The following is a 19,544-nucleotide window of genomic DNA, read 5'->3' as shown; positions in this document are numbered from 1 at the left end:
GCGCCCGGCTTCCCCTGGGGGAGGTGGTCTTGGTCGGCCGACGCGGCGGGTGGGCTACGGGAGGGGTTGAGGGGGTGGCGGGCCCTGGTAGTGGCCTGTGGGGCGCATGCGGAGGGGGCGCTCCTGGTATTCCTCCAGTGCGTGCGCCATCCAGCCCGCCGTGCGGGCCACCGCGAACACCGTCTCGCCGGCCTCCGACGACATCCCGCACGACACCGACAGCACCGCCAGGGCCAGGTCCACGTTGGCGTGGAGGCCGACCCGGCGGGCCGCCGTGGCGACCACCTCGCGGGCCGCCGCCAGGGCCGGGCCGGCGGCCGGCAGGGTCTCCAGCCGGGCGAACAGGGCCGTGGCCCGGGGGTCCTCGCCCTCGTACAGCCGGTGGCCGAGGCCCGGGACCCGCCGCCCCGCGCGCAGGTGGTCCGCCACGACCGGCGCGGCACCGCCCCGCTCCAGGGCCTCGGCCAGCGTCCGGTGAGCCAGGCGCCCGGCCGCGCCGTGCAGCGGTCCCTCCAGGACGCCGAGGCCGGCCGAGACCGCCGCGTACGGGTTCGCCCGCGCCGACGCGGCCACCCGTACGGCCAGGGTGGAGGCGGCCAGGTCGTGGTCGATGAGCAGGGCGAGGGCCAGGTCGAGCGCGTCGAGGGCGACCGGGTCCGGTTCCTGCGCGGTCAGCCGGGGCCACAGCCGGGCCGCGAGCGGGGCGCCGTCGGGCCCCTCGTCCGGCTCGGGCTCCCGCCCCAGCAGGGGCAGCGCGCCGACCAGGGTCGGGATCAGGCAGCGGGCCGAGCCGAGGACCGCCTCCGCGGACAGGTCGAAGCGCAGCGGGTCCGCCACCGCCGCGGCCACGGTGGCCACCCGCAGGCGGTCGACCGGACCGCTGTGCTCGGGCAGGGCGGCCACGGCCCGCCGCGCCGCCGCCAGGGCCTGCGCCGGGGCCGTGAAGCGGACCCCGCGCGGCAGGGTCCCCGTCCACAGCCACTCGGCGACCTCCTCGTAGCAGTACCGCGAGGCCAGCTCCACCGCGTCCACGCCGCGGAACCAGTACCGGTCCGGCTCGATCAGCGTCAGCGAGGTCCGCACCGCGAGCTCCCCGCCGGCCGGCGCAGCCGCCTCGCGCCGGCTGCGCCGGGCCAGGGCCTCGACCTCGGCCGCGTCGAAGGTGCTGCCGCGGCCGACCGGGTCGCGGCGGCTGGTGAGCTGCCCGCGGCTGACGTACGCGTACACGGTCGCGGGCTTCACCCCCAGCAGCTCCGCCGCCTGCCGTGTGGTGAGCCGTCGTCCGCCTTCGCCGTCCGTCGTCTGGTCATGCATGATGACAAGAATAGATGTATTGATTCAATCAACATTGACATTGATTCCATCCATGGAGGATGGTCGATGCATGAACACCACCGTTGAAGTGCCCCGCGGTCTCGCGGGAGTCGTCGTCACCGAGACCGGTCTCGGTGACGTCCGGGGCCGTGAGGGCTTCTACCACTACCGCCAGTACTCGGCCGTCGAGCTCGCCGAGAGCCGCAGCTTCGAAGACGTGTGGCACCTGATGTTCCGCGGCACCCTCCCGGCCGACGCCGCCCAGCGCACCGCCTTCACCGAGGAGATCGCCCCGCTGCGCCGGCTGCCCGCCGAGGTCCGGGGCGCCCTGCCCGCCCTCGCCCGGGCCACCGCCCTCTCCGGTCCGCTCGCCGGCCTGCGCACCGCGCTCTCCCTGCTCGGCGCCTCGGCCGGCTTCCGGCCCGTGTACGACCTCACGCCCGAGCGGCGGGCCGCCGACGCGCTGGCCGCCTGCGCCGCCGTACCGACGCTGCTGACCGCGCTGCACCGGCTCGGCCAGGGCCTGGAGCCGGTCGAGCCGCGCGACGACCTCCCGTACGCCGCGAACTACCTGTACATGCTCACCGGGCAGGAGCCCGACCCGATCAAGGCACGGGCGGTCGAGCGGTACCTGATCTCCACCATCGACCACGGCTTCAACGCCTCGACGTTCACCGCCCGCGTCATCGCCTCCACCGGTGCGGACGTCGCGGCCTGCCTGACCGGGGCCATCGGCGCGCTCTCCGGCCCGCTGCACGGCGGCGCCCCCAGCCGCGCCCTGGACACCCTGGACGCCATCGGCACCGCCGACCGCATCGACCCGTGGATCCGCGAGCGGGTGCTCGCCGGGGACCGGATCATGGGCTTCGGCCACCCCGTCTACCGCACCGAGGACCCGCGCTCGAGGATGCTGCGCGACATCGCCCTCGGGTTCGGCGGCCCGCTGGTGGACTTCGCCGTCGAGGTGGAACGCCACGTGGAGGCGATCCTCGCCGAGCTCAAGCCCGGCCGGGAGCTGCACACGAACGTCGAGTTCTACGCGGGCGTGGTGATGGAGCTGTGCGGCCTGCCGCGCGAGATGTTCACCCCGACGTTCTGTGCGGCGCGCGTGGTCGGCTGGAGCGCGAACGCGCTGGAGCAGGCGGCCGATTCGAAAATCATCCGTCCGGCTGCCCGGTACGTCGGGCCGCAGCCGCCCCAGCCGGTTCCGCTGCTGGACTGAGTACGATCGGCGGGGTGAACAGCAGGCAGCCCGACCCGTCCGTCGCGCCCACCCCTACCCCCACCCCCATCCCGGTCGTCGTCCTCGCCGGATTCCTCGGCTCCGGCAAGACGACCTTGCTCAACCACCTCCTCGGCAACCGGGGCGGCACCCGGATCGGGGTCGTGGTCAACGACTTCGGATCGATCGAGATCGACGCCATGGCGGTGGCCGGCCAGGTCGGCGACTCGATGGTCTCGCTCGGCGGCGGCTGCCTGTGCTGCGCCGTCGACGGCAGCGAGCTCGACGCGTACCTGGAGAAGCTCGCCGAGCCCGTCCACCGCATCGACGTCATCGTCATCGAGGCGAGCGGGCTGGCCGAGCCGCAGGAGATGATCCGGATGCTCGTCGCCAGCGAGAACCCGGCGATCCGCTACGGCGGCCTGGTGGAGGTCGTGGACGCGGCGGAGTTCGACGCGACCCGGTCCCGGCACCCGGAGACCGACCGCCACCTCGCCGCTGCGGACCTGGTGGTGCTGAACAAGGCCGACCGGGTGGAGCCGGCCGAGCTCGCCCGGATCGAGGCCGAGCTCGGAACGCTCTGCCCCGGCATCCCCGTCGTCGCCGCCGACCACGGGCGCATCGATCCGGAACTGCTCTTCGACCGCCGGCCGTGGACCGAGACCCAGGGGCAGCTGTCCTTCGAGGACCTGATCTCGCAGGCCCGGGACATCGCCCACGAGGGGTACGAAGGCCAGGACGGCCACGAGGGCCACGCCCACACGGTGTACGAGAGCACCGAGTTCGTGTCCGAGCTGCCGATGAACCCGCGGCGGTTCATCGACTTCCTCGACCGCCGTCCGGCCGGGCTGTACCGGATCAAGGGCTTCGTCCACTTCGACGTGCCCGGCCACGAGGAGCGCTACGAGGTCCACGCGGTCGGCCGCTTCCTGCGCTTCGCGCCGGGGCCCTGGGGCCGGGGCGAGCCGCGGCTGACCCGGCTGGTGCTCATCGGCTCCGGCACGGACGGGCCCGCCCTGCTGCGGGAGCTGGAGTCCTGCCGGGAGGCGTCGCCGCAGGACGCGGGGCCGGAGAGCATGTGGGGCGTGCTGCGCTACGTGGCCCGGCCGCCGCAGGGCGAACCCGACGCCGACGCCGACGCCGGGGACGAGGACGGGGACGAGACGCCGGCTCCGGCGGGCGTCTGAGCCAGCCGAGTCAGCGCTGCCGGGACCGGTACAGGTCCCGGAGCAGGGCGATCTCGGCCCCGTGGTGCAGCAGCTCCTGGTTGACCCACCACGCGATGTCGATGAACGGTTCCTCCGCATCGCTGCCGTGCGGGTACGTGCAGTACCCGACGGTGTCGAGGGCGGCGTCGTCGACGCTGAGCAGTGCCCTGCGCCACGCGGTGGCGCCGGCGTCGAACGCGGCGAGGGCCGAGGCGGCATCCCCGGCGGCCGCGTAATCGCTGCGGGTCAGGGCGCGGGTGCCCGCCGTGTGGTCGGCGCGCAGGGTCAGCATTTCGCTGAGGTGGCTCAGGCGCCACGCGATCGTGGTGAACGGCGGCGGCCACGGGTGCGGGTACGCTGCGGCGTCGCGGCCCCAGTCGCCCGTGCCGGCCAGGAGGGTGGCCCGTGGGCCCGGGCCTTCGGCTCGCCGCCGTACCGACCAGCAGTCGGGCACCGGCTCCCAGAAGTACTCCTCGTCCGTCATGGGGCCCACCTCGGTGTCCGTTCCGTCGCCGCTGTCCATGACGGGGCCCGCCATGCGGTCGGCGAGGCGGCGGTGGGCGAAGTCGAACTGCCGGAGCAGGGGGGACAGGCGGGGCGGGGTCACGGGGCTCCTGGTGCGTCGGTCGGCCGGGGTGTCGGGTGAGCTGTGCCGACCCGTCAGACTGCCAGCGCCGACGCCGTCCCGCGCCCCCTTTTTTTCCGGCGGTGCCCGGCGGGGCCGGGTCTTCCTGGCTCCGCCCCAGGCCCCGCGCCTCAATCGCCGGCGGGGCTGGATTTCGGCGGGCCCCGGCTGCGAAGGGCGGCGGGGCGGGATGCCCGCCGCTGCTTCGAATTGCCGGCGGAGCGGGATTTCGCTCAGGCGACCTCGACGCCGTGTTCGAGGAGCAGGTCCTCCAGTCCGCCGCGGTAGCCCTTGCCGCCTGGGACGAAGTCCCAGTCGCCGTTCGCGCGACGGCGGAAGGAGCCCAGGACCAGGGCGGTTTCGCCCGGGCGGCCGTCGGAGACGTCCAGGGTGCCGAGCTCCGTGCCGTCGGCGGACAGCAGCCGGATCCGGGCGTCCGTGAAGCCGGTCAGGTCGGCGTGCGGGTCGGCTTCCGGGTCGACCGCGGCGACCAGGACCAGGCGGTCGGCCCGCTCCGGCAGTGCCTCGAAGGAGACCGCCAGCGCGGCCTTGTCGGGTGGCGTGTGTGCGTGGGTGCGGACGGAGCCGTCCGGGTTCTGCGGGTTGTTGAAGAAGACGAAGTGGTCCTCGCCGAGGGCCCGGTTGCCCTGGCAGACCAGGGCGCACACGTCCAGCGCGACCGGGCCGGCCCAGGACATGCCCAGGACGTTGTGGTCCGGGGCGGCAGCAGGGGTGGCGGCCGCGGGCTCGGGGGCCGGGCGGCGGGGCGGGGTGTCCGACGGGCCCAGGCGGCCCCGCAGGCCGTGCTGGTGCAGGAGGTCCACCAGGGCCGGGCCGGGAACGAGCTCCAGCGGCTTGCCCTCGGCGAAGGCGTACGACCCCGGCCCGAAGGACGCGGTGGTGACCAGCACCCCCTTGTTCGCCCCCTTGTCCTGGACCGTGCCGTACAGGTCGCGCACGGCCGTCGGCGGCACCGTGTTCCGGTAGCGCTTGACCTGCACCACGATCCGCCCGCCCCGGATCGGCGCCGGGTCCAGGGCCTCCACGTCCACCCCGCCGTCGCCGGAGCGCTGGGTCGTGACCGCCTCCATGCCCATCGCCCGGAACAGCTCCGCGACCAGGTTCTCGAAGTCGATCGGGTCCATCGCGAAGAGGTCCGGCTCGTCCTCGCCCCCGTACGCGCCGCCCGCGTGCCCGCCGTGGCTGACGACGCCCCCGCCCACCTCGTCCGGCCGGCGTCCGGGACGTACCGCCGTCAGCTGGTCGGGGCGCGCCGACAGCTGTCCGCCCAGGCCCGACACCAGGCAGTCCACCGCGCTGACCTGCTCCAGCCGCAGCCCCGCGAAGGCGCTGCGCGCCGCCGGCACCGTGGCGAGCACGATCTGCGCCTCCTGACCGGTCACCGGATCGTGGCAGTCCACGAAGCCGTTGACCCCGACCGAGTCCAGCACCCCGAACTCGTCCGCCGCGTACAGCTCGCGCACCACCAGCAGCAGGCACTGCGCCAGCAGGTCCCGGTACAGCGCCCGCCGCTCCGTGACCGGGCGGGGCTTCACCCTGTCCTGGTCCGTGCTCGGCAGGTACTGCACCGCCCTGGCCTCGGGCACCACCGCGTACCCGGGGAGCTCCCAGTCCAGCACCAGCTGGCGTACGGCCGGGTCGTACGCGGCCGACACCTGCCTCGGCAGCGTCTCGGGCCAGGCCGTCGAGGCGTACAGGGCGGCCGAGAAGTACTCCACGGCCGCCCCGGCATCGCCCGAGCGCAGGGCGTCGGCCAGCTCGGCGAGCCCGCTGTTGTGCGCCCGTACGCCGGCGAGCTGCTCCGCCGCCCACCGGTCGTACTGCTGCCGGTACGCCTCCAGCTGCTGCCGCCGCTGCGCCTCCGCGGCGCTCGCGGCCTGCCAGGCCTCGGTGTACCGGGCGTGCGCCTCCCGCTCCGCCTGTGCCCGGTGGTTCGAGCCGAGCGTCCAGCCGCTGCTCTGCTGCTGGAAGTCCTCGATGCGGGGCAGCGGCACCGGCTGCGCCAGGGCCCCGGGGTTGAAGGGCTCGAGCTGCTCGGGCCGCATCAGGGAGGCCATCCGGAACGCCGGTGCCCGGCAGCCCGCGACCAGCAGGCCCTTGAGGGCGGCGACCTCGGCGTCGAGCTGTGCAGTGCGCCGCAGGGCCTCGGCCTCGCGGTACTGGCGGTGGCTGCGGTCGGCCTCCCGCTCGTAGGCCCGCTGCCGGCGCTCCGCCTCCCGCTGCTGGACCAGCTGTGTCTGCTGCTGTCGGCGCTGGGCCTCGGCCCAGGTCCCGATGGCTCCGCCCGACCGACGACTCATCAGCTGTGTACTCCCCCCACCAACACCGAGGGGGAAAACACTAGTCGGCATTCGGGTGGTACGTCCCCCCGGTCGTACCACCCGAATGCCTCGGTACGTCCTACAGCGCGGCCCCCGCCACCACGGCCACCGCCGCGGGCAGCGCGGCCCCCGAGCCGTCGCGGCGCGGGTCCACGGCGGGCAGGGCGGCCGGGGTGCCGTTCGCGGCCGCCGCGCGGGCCGGTGCGTTGCCCGCCCAGGCCAGGGTGAGCAGGTCCTCGCCCTTCAGGAAGCGCTGGCAGCGCACGCCGCCGGTGGCGCGGCCCTTGCGCGGGTACTGGTCGAACGGGGTCAGCTTGCCGGACTGCACCGAGTCGTCCAGCGTCCCGTGGGAGCCCGCCACCGTGAAGACCACGGCGTCGCGCGCCGGGTCCACCGCCGAGAAGTGGATCACCTTGGCGTTCTCGGAGAGCTTGATGCCCGCCATACCACCCGCCGGGCGGCCCTGGGGGCGCACCTGGCCCGCGGGGTAGCGCAGCAGCTGGGCGTCGTCGGTGATGAAGACGAGGTCCTCCTCGCCCGTGCGCAGTTCGACCGCGCCGACGATGCGGTCGCCCTCCTTGAGGGTGATGACCTCCAGCTCGTCCTTGTTCGCCGGGTAGTCCGGCACGACGCGCTTGACCACGCCCTGCTCGGTGCCCAGCGCCAGGCCCTGCGAGGACTCGTCCAGGGAGGTCAGGCAGACCACCTTCTCGTCCGGCGCCAGCCCGGAGAGGAACTCCGACAGCGGGGCCCCGCCGGCCAGGTTCGGCGCGGCGTGGGTGTCCGGCAGCTGCGGCAGGTCGATCACCGACAGCCGCAGCAGGCGGCCGTGGGAGGTGACCGCGCCGACGTCGGCGCGGGCCGTGGCCGCCACCTGCGAGACGATCAGGTCGTGCTTCGCCCGGGCCCCGCCCTCCTCCAGCGGCACCGGGTCGCCGGTCGCGGTGCGGGCCAGCAGGCCCGTCGAGGACAGCAGCACCCGGCACGGGTCGTCCGCGACCTCCAGCGGAACCGCCGCGACCGGCGCGCCCGCCGACTCCAGCAGGACGGTGCGGCGCTCGGTTCCGAACTTCTTGGCCACCGCGGCCAGCTCCGAGGAGACCAGCTTGCGCAGCTCCGCGTCGGAGTCCAGGATCCGGGTCAGCTCCTCGATCTCGCCGGTGAGCCGGTCGCGCTCGGACTCGAGCTCGATCCGGTCGAAGCGGGTGAGCCGGCGCAGCGGGGTGTCGAGGATGTACTGGGTCTGGATCTCGCTCAGCGAGAAGCGCTCCATCAGGCGCTCCTTGGCCTGCGCGGAGTTGTCGCTGTCGCGGATGATCCGGATGACCTCGTCGATGTCGAGCAGGGCCACGAGCAGGCCCTCGACCAGGTGGAGCCGGTCGCGCCGCTTGCCGCGGCGGAACTCGCTGCGCCGGCGCACCACGTCGAAGCGGTGGTCGAGGTAGACCTCCAGCAGCTCCTTGAGGCCCAGCGTGAGCGGCTGGCCGTCGACCAGGGCCACGTTGTTGATGCCGAAGGACTCCTCCATCGGCGTCAGCTTGTAGAGCTGCTCCAGCACGGCCTCGGGGTGGAAGCCGTTCTTGACCTCGATGACCAGGCGCAGGCCGTGCGCGCGGTCGGTCAGGTCCTTGACGTCCGCGATGCCCTGGAGCTTCTTCGAGCCGACCAGGTCCTTGATCTTCGCGACGACCTTCTCGGGGCCGACGGTGAAGGGCAGTTCGGTGACGACCAGGCCCTTGCGGCGCGCGGTCACGTTCTCCACGGACACCGTCGCGCGGATCTTGAAGGTGCCGCGGCCGTTCTCGTACGCGTCCTTGATCCCCGACAGGCCCACGATCCGGCCGCCCGTGGGCAGGTCGGGACCCGGTACGAAGCGCATCAGCGCCTCCAGGTCCGCCTGCGGGTACCGGATCAGGTGGCGGGCGGCCGCGATGACCTCGCCCAGGTTGTGCGGGGGCATGTTGGTGGCCATGCCGACCGCGATCCCGGACGCGCCGTTGACCAGCAGGTTCGGGTACGCCGCCGGCAGCGCGACCGGCTCGCGCTCCTGGCCGTCGTAGTTGGCGGTGAAGTCGACGGTGTCCTCGTCGATCGACTCCGTCATCAGTGACGTGGCGTCCGCCATCCGGCACTCGGTGTAACGCATCGCCGCCGGCGGGTCGTCGTTGCCCAGCGAGCCGAAGTTGCCGTGGCCGTCGACGAGCGGCAGCCGCATCGAGAAGGGCTGCGCCATGCGCACGAGGGCGTCGTAGATCGACGCGTCGCCGTGCGGGTGCAGCTTGCCCATGACCTCGCCCACGACGCGGGCGCACTTGACGTACCCGCGGTCGGGGCGAAGGCCCATCTCGTTCATCTGGTAGACGATGCGCCGGTGTACCGGCTTCATGCCGTCCCGGGCGTCGGGCAGGGCTCGGGAGTAGATCACCGAGTACGCGTACTCGAGGAAGGAGCCCTGCATTTCGTCGACGACGTCGATGTCGAGGATGTTCTCCTCGAAATCCTCCGGCGGCGGGGTCTTCGTGCTGCGGCGGGCCATCGCTGCGCGGCTCCTTAACCAAGAAAGAAGGTGTGCTGGGGGTCTGGCGGGGTAGGGCGGGGTCGGGGCCGTCGGCCCGGACGGGGCCGCCGGGGTTGTCGCGGACCATTGTGGCCCGAGGCTCCGACAGCGCCGACTCCGACCCAGGACTGAGCGGGGAACTTCTCCGCGGCCCGACGCGCTTGCATACAGTGACAGGTCTGACAGAAATCTCTGCATCGCGATCGAAGGGACCACATGCCCATGGGTCACACGGCCACAGCCCAGGCCGGCTCCGGCGGCCTGACAGCGACCGAACACCGGCTGGCCAACGGCCTGCGCGTGGTGCTCTCCGAGGACCACCTGACCCCGGTCGCCGCCGTCTGCCTCTGGTACGACGTCGGCTCGCGCCACGAAGTCAAGGGGCGCACCGGCCTGGCTCACCTCTTCGAGCACCTGATGTTCCAGGGCTCGGCGAGCGTACCCGGCAACGGTCACTTCGAGCTGGTCCAGGGCGCCGGAGGCTCGCTGAACGGCACCACCAGCTTCGAGCGCACCAACTACTTCGAGACGATGCCGGCCCACCAGCTGGAGCTGGCGCTCTGGCTCGAGGCCGACCGGATGGGCTCGCTGCTGGCCGCCCTGGACGAGGAGTCCATGGAGAACCAGCGCGACGTCGTCAAGAACGAGCGCCGCCAGCGCTACGACAACGTCCCCTACGGCACGGCCTTCGAGCGGCTGACCGCCCTCGCGTACCCCGACGGTCACCCGTACCACCACACGCCGATCGGCTCGATGGCCGACCTGGACGCGGCCTCGCTGGAGGACGCCCGCGCCTTCTTCCGTACGTACTACGCGCCGAACAACGCGGTGCTGTCGGTCGTCGGCGACATCGACCCGGCCCAGACCCTGGCCTGGATCGAGAAGTACTTCGGCACGATCCCCTCGCACGACGGCAAGAAGCCGCCGCGCGACGGCAGCCTGCCCGAGATCATGGGCCGCGAGCTCCGCGAGGAGATCGTCGAGGAGGTCCCGGCCCGCGCGCTGATGGCCGCCTACCGCCTGCCGCACGACGGCACCCGCGAGTGCGACGCCGCCGACGTGGCGCTCACCGTCCTCGGCGGCGGCGAGTCCTCCCGGCTGCACAACCGCCTGGTACGCCGCGACCAGACGGCCGTCGCCGCCAGCTTCGGCATGCTCCGCCTGGCCGGCGCCCCCTCCATGGGCTGGCTGGACGTGAAGACCTCCAGCGGCGTCGAGGTGCCCGCCATCGAGGCCGCCGTGGACGAGGAGCTCGCCCGGTTCGCGGCCGAGGGCCCGACCGCCGAGGAGATGGAGCGCGCTCAGGCGCAGCTGGAGCGCGAATGGCTGGACCGGCTGAGCACGGTGGCCGGCCGTGCCGACGAACTGTGCCGCTTCGCCGTCCTGTTCGGCGACCCGCAGCTCGCCCTGACCGCCGTGCAGCGGGTCCTCGACATCACCGCCGAGGAGGTGCAGGCCGTGGCCGCGGCCCGGCTGCGCCCCGACAACCGTGCGGTGCTGGTGTACGAGCCCCTGGCGGCCGATGCCGACGCCGACACCGATGCCGACGCCGCGAACCAGAACGAGAACGAGGGGGCGGAGCAGTGAGCGACACCGCAGCCGTCACGATGACCTTCCACCCGCGGCCGCAGGCCGGCGAGGCCCGGCCGTGGGCCTTCCCGGCCCCCGAGCGCGGCGCGCTGCCCAACGGCATGACCGTGCTGCGCTGCCACCGCCCGGGCCAGCAGGTGGTGGCCGTCGAGGTCAACCTCGCCGCCCCGCTGGACGCCGAGCCCGAGGGCCTGGACGGCGTGGCGACCATCATGGCCCGTGCGCTGTCCGAGGGCACCGACAAGCACTCCGCCGAGGAGTTCGCCGCCGAGCTCGAGCGCTGCGGCGCCACCCTCGACGCCCATGCCGACCACCCCGGCCTGCGGGTCTCCCTGGAGGTCCCGGCCTCCCGGCTGCACAAGGCCCTGGGCCTGGTCGCCGAGGCGCTGCGGGCGCCGGCCTTCGCCGACAGCGAGGTCGACCGCCTGGTGCGCAACCGCCTCGACGAGATCCCGCACGAGCTGGCCAACCCGCAGCGCCGCGCCGCCAAGGAGCTCTCCCGCCAGCTCTTCCCGGCGTCCCTGCGCATGTCCCGCCCGCGCCAGGGCACCGAGGAGACCGTCGCCCGGATCGACTCCGCGGCCGTCCGCGCCTTCTACGAGGCCCACGTGCGCCCCGCCACGGCCACCGCCGTGATCGTCGGCGACCTGACCGGAATCGACCTGGACGCCGTCCTGGCGGACACCCTGGGCGCCTGGACCGGCGACACCGCCGAGGCGCGCCCGGTGCCGCCGGTGACCGCCGACGACACCGGCCGGGTCGTCATCGTGGACCGGCCCGGCGCGGTCCAGACGCAGCTGCTCATCGGCCGGATCGGGCCGGACCGGCACGACAGCGTCTGGGCGGCCCAGGTGCTCGGCACGTACTGCCTGGGCGGCACCCTCACCTCGCGCCTGGACAAGGTGCTGCGCGAGGAGAAGGGCTACACCTACGGCGTGCGCGCGTTCGGCCAGGTGCTGCGCTCCACCGCCGACGGCCGCGGGGCCTCGATGCTCGCCATCAGCGGCTCGGTGGACACCCCCAACACCGGTCCGGCCCTGGACGACCTGTGGAAGGTGCTGCGCACCCTCGCCGAGGGCGGTCTGACGGACGCCGAGCGGGACGTGGCGGTGCAGAACCTGGTCGGGGTGGCCCCGCTGAAGTTCGAGACGGCCGCTGCCGTCGCGGGCACGCTCGCCGACCAGGTCGAGCAGGAGCTGCCGGACGACTACCAGGCCCGGCTGTACGCGCAGTTGGCGGCCACCGGCACCGTGGAGGCGACCACGGCGGTCGTCAAGGCCTTCCCGGTGGACCGCCTGGTCACCGTGCTCGTGGGTGACGCCTCGCAGATCGAGGAGCCGGTGCGCGCGCTGGGGATCGGAGAGGTGACCGTCGTCACCAACTGACCGTCGGTATACGGCGGATGGGCCGGCGAGGTGCTGCCGGCGCACCGGCGGACCGCAGGCGGTCGAAGGGCCCCGATGGCTTGGCCATCGGGGCCCTTTATGTCCAATTGGCGCCAAGGTTGCCCGTATGGGGTGTGGCGTACGCAACAAAAGCGCGCGTCTGTTTGGCGATTGACTGATGATCCGCCTAGCGTCGGGCGTGCTGTCCGTCAGTTTGTACGCGCCGCACCCGCGGCACCGGGCAGCGATCGCCGAGTCCCCGTCAGGCGCGAGCCTGGGGAGCCGGGGACCCACACGTCCCTGGGGTGAATCGGGCCGCCTCGCCAGAGGGGCCCGTAGGAGACCTTCCTGCTCCGAACCCGTCAGCTAACCCGGTAGGCGAGAAGGAAGGAAAGGATCAGCCCCTCCATGGCCTTTGGCAGTCGTGCCGCCGGCAAGCACCGTGGTTCCAGCCGTCTGAGCCGCAAGACCGCCGGTTACGCCGGCGTCGCCGCCCTCGCAACGACCGGTGTCGTGGGCACCCTCGCCGCCCCGGCGTTCGCCGCGACGGACCACAAGGGCCCCTCCATGGAGGACACCGGCCTGAACGCGGTCGTCACCGCCGAGGACCTCCAGGGCCAGATCGAGGCCCAGGCCGAAGCCCAGCGCAACGCCGCGGAGGCTGCCGCCCTCAAGGCCAAGGCCGAGGCCGACGCCGCCGCCCGGGCCGCCGAGGCCAAGCAGAAGGCCGAGGAGAAGGCGAAGGCCGAGCGCGAGGCCGCCGAGCGTGCCGCCCGCGAGGAGGAGCGCAAGCGCCTCAACACCTTCGTCTCGCCGCTCGACGACAGCTACATCAGCACCCAGTACCACGCCGGCGGCGGCATGTGGTCCTCCGGCAGCCACACCGGCATCGACTTCCACGCGGCCTCCGGCACCTCGGTCCACGCGGTCGGCGCCGGCACCGTGGTCGAGGCCGGCTGGGGCGGCGCGTACGGCAACAACGTCGTCATCCGCCACAACGACGGCACGTACACCCAGTACGGCCACATGTCCTCGCTGAGCGTCTCCGTCGGCGAGACGGTCACCCCGGGCCAGCAGATCGGCCTGTCGGGCTCCACCGGCAACTCCAGCGGCCCGCACCTGCACTTCGAGGCCCGCACGGGCGCCACGTACGGCTCGGACATCGACCCCGTCTCGTACCTGCGCAGCCACGGCGTCGACCTCTGACCGACGCGCCGTCGGGCGGCGCCGCCGCACCGCTTCGCACAGGACCCCGGCTCACCGAGCCGGGGTCCTCGCGTTGTGCCTGCAAAGGCCGGCCGATTTCCGCCTGCGCTCGGAAAATTCGGCGCATTGCAATAGAGTCTCGGTACGATCCCGGTACGGCGGCGGCAAAGGCGCCCGGCAGCCGGAAAAGGCGGAGAAATGGGCGGAGGTCCGGTCTTGCGTATTCCCGCGCACGCGGTATGCACTGCAATCCGCGACGACATCGTCTCCGGGGCATTCGAACCGGGCGGCCGGCTGACCGAGGAGGTGCTGGCCCGACGCTACGGCGTCTCCCGCGTCCCCGTGCGCGAGGCGCTGCGCACCCTGGAGTCCGAGGGGTTCGTGACCACCCGCCGGCATGCGGGCGCCTGCGTCGCGGAGCCGACCGAGCAGGAGGCCGCCGACCTGCTGGAGCTGCGGATGCTGTTGGAGCCGCTGGCCGCGGCCCGGGCCGCCCGGCGCCGCACCGAGGCCCACCTGAAGGTGCTGCGCGGGCTGGTCAGGCTGGGCCAGGAGCGGGCTCGCCAGGGCCAAAGCGAGGATCTGCGGGCCCTGGGGAGCTGGTTCCACGAGACGCTGGCGCAGGCCTCCGGCAGCCCCGGGCTGATCGCGCTCCTCACCCAGATGCGGCACAAGGTCGCGTGGATGTACGTCGTGCAGGCGCCGCAGCGGCCCGTGGAGTGCTGGGCGGAGCACGGGGCGATCGTGGACGCGGTGGCGCGCGGCGACGCCGAGCGGGCGCGGGCCCTGACGGCGGTGCACGCGGACGGGACGTCCGGCGCGTACCGGCTGCGCGTGAGGTCTTCGCAACGTGCCGTAAACATGGCGAGCGGCTCCCATTAACAAGGCCCGCGTATGAATGGGGAGAGGGTAAAAGGCCGCCGTATTTCCGTGCGCCCTTTTCTGTGCGCCTTCTTCGGTGCGCCTTCTTCTGTGAGTCTTCTTCCGTGAGTCTTTCTCCGGACGCCTTTTCCGTGCCCTGATGTGAGGGGAAACAGCAGGAGCCGCGGCCGCCGGGAATTCCGGTGGTCGCGGCTCCTGCCGTTCTCGCGCCGCCCGCGCGACGGGCGAACCCGAAGGGTCAGACGGTCTCGGGAAGCTCCTCGAGGCCCTCGGCGACCAGCTTCGCCAGGCGGTCCAGCGCCACCTCGGCGCCCTCGGCGTCGGACGACAGGATGATCTCCTCGCCGCCCTGGGCGCCCAGGCCCAGCACCGCGAGCATGGACGCGGCGTTGACGGGGGTGCCGTCAGCCTTCGCGATGGTCACCGGGACCCCGGAAGCGGTCGTCGCGCGGACGAAGATCGAGGCGGGACGAGCGTGCAGGCCCTCGGCCCAGCCGACGTTGACGCGGCGCTCTGCCATGGTGATGCCCTTCAGGTTCTTATGGTTGTCTAGACCACTATCCCACAAGGTCCCGAGTGCTCCGGCCGGCCTCCCGACCGGATCCCCGAGGTGCGAACCACCCCAGCTTGCACCGGTTCACCCCGGCTTGCCGCGTCCGCCGCGCAGGAGCTCCCGGGCCCCCTCTGGCCTTAAGATCGCCGCATGACCACCGCGTCGGACCCCGCGTACCCGGCCCACTGGGAGGCCGACGTCGTCCTGCGCGACGGCGGCACCGCCCGCATCAGGCCCATCACCACCGAGGACGCCGGCCGGCTGGTCAGCTTCTACGAGCAGGTCTCCGACGAGTCGAAGTACTACCGCTTCTTCGCCCCCCACCCCCGGCTCTCCGACCGCGACGTCCACCGCTTCACGCACCACGACTACGTCGACCGCGTCGGCCTCGCCGCGACCGTCGGCGAGGAGTTCATCGGCACCGTCCGCTACGACCGGATCGGCTCCGACGGCCGGCCCGCCTCCGGCCCCGCCGACGAGGCCGAGGTCGCCTTCCTCGTCCAGGACGCCCACCAGGGCCGCGGCGTGGCCTCCGCGCTGCTGGAGCACATCGGCGCGGTGGCCAGGGAGCGCGGCATCCGCCGCTTCGCGGCCGAGGTGCTGCCCGCCAACACGAAGATGATCAAGGTGTTCACGGACGCCGGCTACCAGCAGACGCGCAGCTTCGAGGACGGGTCCGTCCACCTCACCCTGGACCTCGAGCCGACCGCGAAGTCCCTCGCCGTCCAGCGCGCCCGCGAACAGCGCGCCGAGGCCCGCTCCGTCCAGCGCCTGCTGGCCCCCGGCTCCGTCGCCGTCATCGGCGTCAGCCGCTCCGGCGGCGGCGTCGGTGCGGCAGTCCTGCGCAACCTCCGCGACAGCGGCTTCCGCGGCCACCTCTACGCCGTGAACGAGGCCGTCTCGTCCGACCTGCTGGACGGGGTCCGCGCCTACCGCTCCCTCGCCGACATCGACGCCCCGGTCGACCTCGCCGTGATCGCGGTCCCGGCCGAGCGGGTCCCGCAGGCCGTCGCCGCCTGCGGCGAGCACGGGGTGCAGGGGCTCGTCGTGCTGTCCGCCGGGTACGGCGAGAGCGGTCCGGCGGGCCTGGACCGGCAGCGCGAACTGGTCCGCCAGGTGCGCTCGTACGGAATGAGGCTGATCGGGCCCAATGCCTTCGGCGTCATCAACACCGCGCCGGAGGTGGGCCTCAACGCCTCCCTCGCGCCCGTCCCGGCTCCCGTGCGCGGCCGGATCGGGCTGTTCACGCAGTCCGGGGCGATCGGCATCTCGCTGCTGTCCGCCCTGCTGGGCCGCGGCGAAGGGCTGTCCTCCTTCGTCTCCGCCGGCAACCGCGCCGACGTCTCCGGCAACGACATCCTGCAGTACTGGTACGAGGACGAGGCCACCGACGTGGCCCTCATGTACCTCGAAACCCTCGGCAACCCGCGGAAGTTCACCCGCCTCGCCCGGCGCACCGCCGCGGTCAAGCCCGTCGTCGTCGCCAAGGGCGGCCGCCACACCCCCGCCGGCCACGTCGTGCCCGGGACCCGGCTCCCGGAGACCACCGTCTCCGCGCTCCTGCGCCAGGCGGGCGTGATCCGGGTCGACACCGTCACCGAACTGGTCGACGTCGGGCTGCTGCTGGCCTCCCAGCCGCTGCCCGCCGGACCGCGCGTGGCGATCCTGGGCAACTCCGAGTCGCTCGGCTTCCTCACGTACGACGCCTGCCTCGCCCAGGGGCTGCGGCCCGGCGCCCCGCTGGACCTGACCACGGCCGCCTCCCCCAAGGACTTCGGGCAGGCGCTGGCCACGGCCCTGGCCTCCGAGGCACACGACGCCGTGGTCGTCACCGCGATCCCCTGGGTCAGCGAGCACATCGGCGCCGACGACCTGGCCGACGCCCTGCGCGACGCGGTGGCCGGGCACCCCGGCAAGCCCGTGGCGGTCGTCAACGTCGAGCTGGCCGAGCTCGTCGACGCCCTCTCCCGCGCAGACGTGCACATCCCCGCCTACCCCGCCGCCGAGCGGGCCGTGCGCGCCGTGGCCGAAGCCGTCCGCTACGGGCAGTGGCGGCGGGCCAACGCCGACGCCGGCCAGGTGCCCGAGTACGAGGACATCGACGAGGCCGGAGCCGCAGCCCAGCTCGCCCGCCTCCTGGCTGCAGCCGGTCCCGCAGCCGGGCCCGGAGCCGCCCCGGGCACCGGGACCGGCGCCGAGGCCGCCCTCGGCGCCCCGGCAGCCCTCGGCGCCCCCGCCGGTCTCACCGCCCGCGCCGGCGGCCACGGTGCCGACCTCCCCCTCGGCGACCGCGTCCTCACCCTCACCGACGCCGACGCCGCCGAGCTGCTCGCCCGCTACGGGATCCGGGTCCTGCCCACCCTGCCCGCGCCCACCCCCGACGCAGCGGTCCGGGCCGCCGAGGCCCTGGGCTACCCCGTCGCCCTCAAGACCACCGCCCCGCACCTGCGCCACCGCGCCGACCTCGGCGGCGTACGCCTCGACCTGACCACCGAGGCCGAGCTGCGCCGCCCGCCACCGACCGGGACGTCGCCGGACTGATCCGCTCCATCCGGACCGCGCCCCTGCTGTTCGGCTGGCGCGGCAGCGATCCCGTCGACACCCCCGCCCTCGAGGAGCTGCTGCTGCGGCTGTCGCGGCTGGTGGACGCCCACCCCGAGGTGGTGGGCGTCACGCTCGAACCCGTCGTCGTGGCGACCGAGGGCCTCTCCGTGCTGAGCGCCGCCGTCCGTATCGCCCGTCCGCCCGCCCGCACCGACCTCGGCCCCCGCACCCTCCCCAGCTACTGAGCGGGTCAGGGGCGGCCGGGGCGCCCCGTGCGGGCCTTAGGATGGACCCCATGGCGAAATCCGGTACGACGACCCAGGGGCTGCGCACGGCGATCGAGCGCAGCGGCTACTACCCGGCCCTCGTGGCCGAGGCCGTGGAGGCCGCGGTGGGCGGCGAGCCGATCTCGTCGTACCTGGTCCACCAGGAGACCACCTTCGACTCCAACGAGGTCCGCCGGCACGTCACCGTCCTGGTCCTGACCGACAACCGCTTCATCGTCAGCCACACCGACGAGCAGGCCGCCGACGCCGGGTCCCCCTCCCCGTACGCGACCACCTCCACCGAGTCGGTGAAGCTGGCCAGCATCTCCTCGGTGGTGCTCAGCCGCGTCGTCGCCAACCCCGAGTCGTACACCCCGGGCACCCTGCCCCGCGAGGTCGTCCTGACCATCGGCTGGGGCGCGGTCTCCCGCATCGACCTGGAGCCCGCCGCCTGCGGCGACCCGAACTGCGACTCCGACCACGGCTACACCGGGAACTCCACCGCCGACGACCTCAGCCTGCGCGTCAGCGAGGCCGGCGACGGCCCGGAGGCGGTCCGCCAGACCCTGCTGTTCGCCCAGGCGCTCTCGGAGGCGACCGCGGCGACCTCCTCCGCCCGCTGATGTCCTACTCCGCACCGCCGAACTGGGACGAGCCGGAGCTGCTGGACCTCGCCGGCGCCCCCGTGCCCGAGTACGGCTCCGGCTCGCTCGCCGACCTGCTGCCGACGCTGGTCGCCGGCCAGGGCGTCCCGGGCTACACCGCCTCCATAGCCGAGCTGACCCCGGCCGACCGCAACTGCGTCTTCCTGGTCGACGGCATGGGCTGGGAGCAGATCAAGGCCCACCCCGACGAGGCCCCGTACCTGACCTCCCTGCTCGCCACCTCGCGCGGCGGCGCCGGGCGCCCCCTCACCGCGGGCTTCCCGGCCACCACCGCCACCTCGCTGGCCTCCGTCGGCACCGGGCTCCCGCCCGCCCGCCACGGCCTGCCCGGCTACGCGGTGCGCAACCCCGCCACCGGTGCGCTGATGAACCAGCTGCGCTGGAACCCGTGGACCGAGCCCAAGCCCTGGCAGCCGTACCCGACGGTCTTCCACGAGGCCGACGCGGCCGGCGTGGCCACCGCCCAGGTGTCCTCGCCCGCCTTCCAGACCACCCCGCTGACCAAGGTCGCGCTGAGCGGCGGCACCTTCCTCGGCCGCCTCAGCGGCGAGGAGCGGATGGACCTCGCCGCCGAGCGGCTCGCGGCGGGCGACCGCTCGCTGGTGTACACGTACTACAGCGAGCTCGACGGGGCCGGCCACCGGCACGGCGTCGACTCCGACGCCTGGCGCGGCCAGTTGATGTACGTCGACCGGCTGGTGCAGCGGCTCGCCGAGCAGCTCCCGCCGCGCACCGCCCTGTACGTGACCGCCGACCACGGCATGGTGGACGTCCCCTTCGACGAGGACTCGCGGATCGACTTCGACGAGGACTGGGAGCTGGGCGCGGGCGTCGCCCTGCTCGGCGGCGAGGGCCGCGCCCGGCACGTGTACGCCGTCCCGGGCGCCGAGGCCGACGTGCTGACCGTGTGGCGCGAGGTGCTCGGCGACCGGTTCTGGGTCGCGAGCCGCGAAGAGGCCCTGGAACTCGGCTGGTTCGGGCCGCCGGGGGAGTGCGACGAGCGCGTCCTCGGGCGGATCGGCGACGTGGTCGCGGCCGCCCACGCCGACGTCGCGATCACCGCGTCCGTGAACGAGCCCAACGAGTCGGGGCTCGCCGGCATGCACGGCTCCATGACCGCGGCCGAGCAGCTCGTCCCGCTGCTCGAAGTCCGCACCTGACCGTCGCCACCACCGCCACAGTCAG

General features: G+C 73.6%; 13 protein-coding genes, 1 pseudogene and 1 riboswitch. Of the genes and pseudogenes, 9 read left to right on the top strand and 5 right to left on the bottom strand.

Annotated elements, in window-relative coordinates:
- Nucleotides 1–54: 54 nt before the first annotated feature.
- On the bottom strand, nt 55–1,314 hold the full coding sequence (locus tag ABZ924_RS06135; RefSeq protein WP_361904812.1) for a citrate synthase: 1,260 nt from the start codon (nt 1,312–1,314) through the stop codon (nt 55–57).
- A 70-nt stretch (nt 1,315–1,384) separates the two neighbouring features.
- Here ABZ924_RS06135 and ABZ924_RS06130 point away from each other — a divergent pair, with 70 nt between their 5' ends.
- Both ABZ924_RS06130 and ABZ924_RS06125 read left to right on the top strand, forming a co-directional pair.
- Nucleotides 1,385–2,536: a citrate synthase gene (locus tag ABZ924_RS06130; RefSeq protein ID WP_361904809.1), complete on the top strand. Its 1,152-nt coding sequence runs from the start codon at nt 1,385–1,387 to the stop codon at nt 2,534–2,536.
- Nucleotides 2,537–2,550: 14 nt separating this feature from the next.
- Nucleotides 2,551–3,723, top strand: coding sequence for a GTP-binding protein (locus ABZ924_RS06125; protein WP_361904806.1), 1,173 nt, complete (start codon nt 2,551–2,553; stop codon nt 3,721–3,723).
- A gap of 10 nt (nt 3,724–3,733) precedes the next feature.
- Here the strand turns inward: ABZ924_RS06125 and ABZ924_RS06120 are convergent, their stop codons facing one another.
- The 3 genes from ABZ924_RS06120 to ABZ924_RS06110 all read right to left on the bottom strand — a co-directional run bounded on the left by ABZ924_RS06120 (nt 3,734) and on the right by ABZ924_RS06110 (nt 9,247).
- Nucleotides 3,734–4,351, bottom strand: coding sequence for a DinB family protein (locus tag ABZ924_RS06120; protein ID WP_361904803.1), 618 nt, complete (start codon nt 4,349–4,351; stop codon nt 3,734–3,736).
- 251 nt (nt 4,352–4,602) lie between these two features.
- Entirely contained in the window at nt 4,603–6,690 is a 2,088-nt protein-coding gene (locus ABZ924_RS06115; protein WP_361904800.1) for a restriction endonuclease, read from the bottom strand.
- A gap of 100 nt (nt 6,691–6,790) precedes the next feature.
- The gene (locus ABZ924_RS06110; RefSeq protein ID WP_361904797.1) at nt 6,791–9,247 is read right to left on the bottom strand and encodes a DNA topoisomerase IV subunit A; all 2,457 of its coding nucleotides are present in this window, start codon (nt 9,245–9,247) and stop codon (nt 6,791–6,793) included.
- 243 nt (nt 9,248–9,490) lie between these two features.
- Here ABZ924_RS06110 and ABZ924_RS06105 point away from each other — a divergent pair, with 243 nt between their 5' ends.
- The 4 genes from ABZ924_RS06105 (at nt 9,491) to ABZ924_RS06090 (ending at nt 14,331) form a co-directional block, all read left to right on the top strand.
- Nucleotides 9,491–10,855: a pitrilysin family protein gene (locus ABZ924_RS06105; RefSeq protein WP_361904794.1), complete on the top strand. Its 1,365-nt coding sequence runs from the start codon at nt 9,491–9,493 to the stop codon at nt 10,853–10,855.
- A gap of 20 nt (nt 10,856–10,875) precedes the next feature.
- Nucleotides 10,876–12,243, top strand: a complete 1,368-nt coding sequence (locus ABZ924_RS06100) for a pitrilysin family protein (RefSeq protein ID WP_361904929.1) — start codon at nt 10,876–10,878, stop codon at nt 12,241–12,243.
- A gap of 239 nt (nt 12,244–12,482) precedes the next feature.
- A riboswitch (cyclic di-AMP (ydaO/yuaA leader) is annotated at nt 12,483–12,638 on the top strand.
- A gap of 13 nt (nt 12,639–12,651) precedes the next feature.
- Nucleotides 12,652–13,449: a M23 family metallopeptidase gene (locus ABZ924_RS06095; protein WP_361904791.1), complete on the top strand. Its 798-nt coding sequence runs from the start codon at nt 12,652–12,654 to the stop codon at nt 13,447–13,449.
- A 216-nt stretch (nt 13,450–13,665) separates the two neighbouring features.
- Nucleotides 13,666–14,331 (top strand): GntR family transcriptional regulator, encoded by a 666-nt coding sequence (locus ABZ924_RS06090; RefSeq protein ID WP_361904788.1) that lies wholly within the window; start codon nt 13,666–13,668, stop codon nt 14,329–14,331.
- A 238-nt stretch (nt 14,332–14,569) separates the two neighbouring features.
- Here the strand turns inward: ABZ924_RS06090 and ABZ924_RS06085 are convergent, their stop codons facing one another.
- Entirely contained in the window at nt 14,570–14,851 is a 282-nt protein-coding gene (locus ABZ924_RS06085; RefSeq protein WP_361904785.1) for an HPr family phosphocarrier protein, read from the bottom strand.
- Nucleotides 14,852–15,034: 183 nt separating this feature from the next.
- Between ABZ924_RS06085 and ABZ924_RS06080 the strand changes: the two are divergent.
- The 3 genes and pseudogenes from ABZ924_RS06080 (at nt 15,035) to ABZ924_RS06070 (ending at nt 19,519) form a co-directional block, all read left to right on the top strand.
- Nucleotides 15,035–17,673 (top strand): annotated as a pseudogene (locus ABZ924_RS06080) (GNAT family N-acetyltransferase).
- A 50-nt stretch (nt 17,674–17,723) separates the two neighbouring features.
- Complete coding sequence (locus ABZ924_RS06075) at nt 17,724–18,317, top strand: DUF5998 family protein (protein ID WP_361904782.1); 594 nt, start codon at nt 17,724–17,726, stop codon at nt 18,315–18,317.
- Nucleotides 18,317–19,519: a nucleotide pyrophosphatase/phosphodiesterase family protein gene (locus ABZ924_RS06070; protein ID WP_361904779.1), complete on the top strand. Its 1,203-nt coding sequence runs from the start codon at nt 18,317–18,319 to the stop codon at nt 19,517–19,519. The genes ABZ924_RS06075 and ABZ924_RS06070 overlap by 1 nt, the downstream gene beginning before the upstream one ends.
- Nucleotides 19,520–19,544: the final 25 nt, after the last annotated feature.

Origin of the sequence: Streptomyces sp. NPDC046876, assembly GCF_040645035.1 — a bacterium.
Classification (GTDB): Bacteria; Actinomycetota; Actinomycetes; order Streptomycetales; family Streptomycetaceae; genus Streptomyces.
This window is presented reverse-complemented; position numbering and strand designations above follow the sequence as displayed.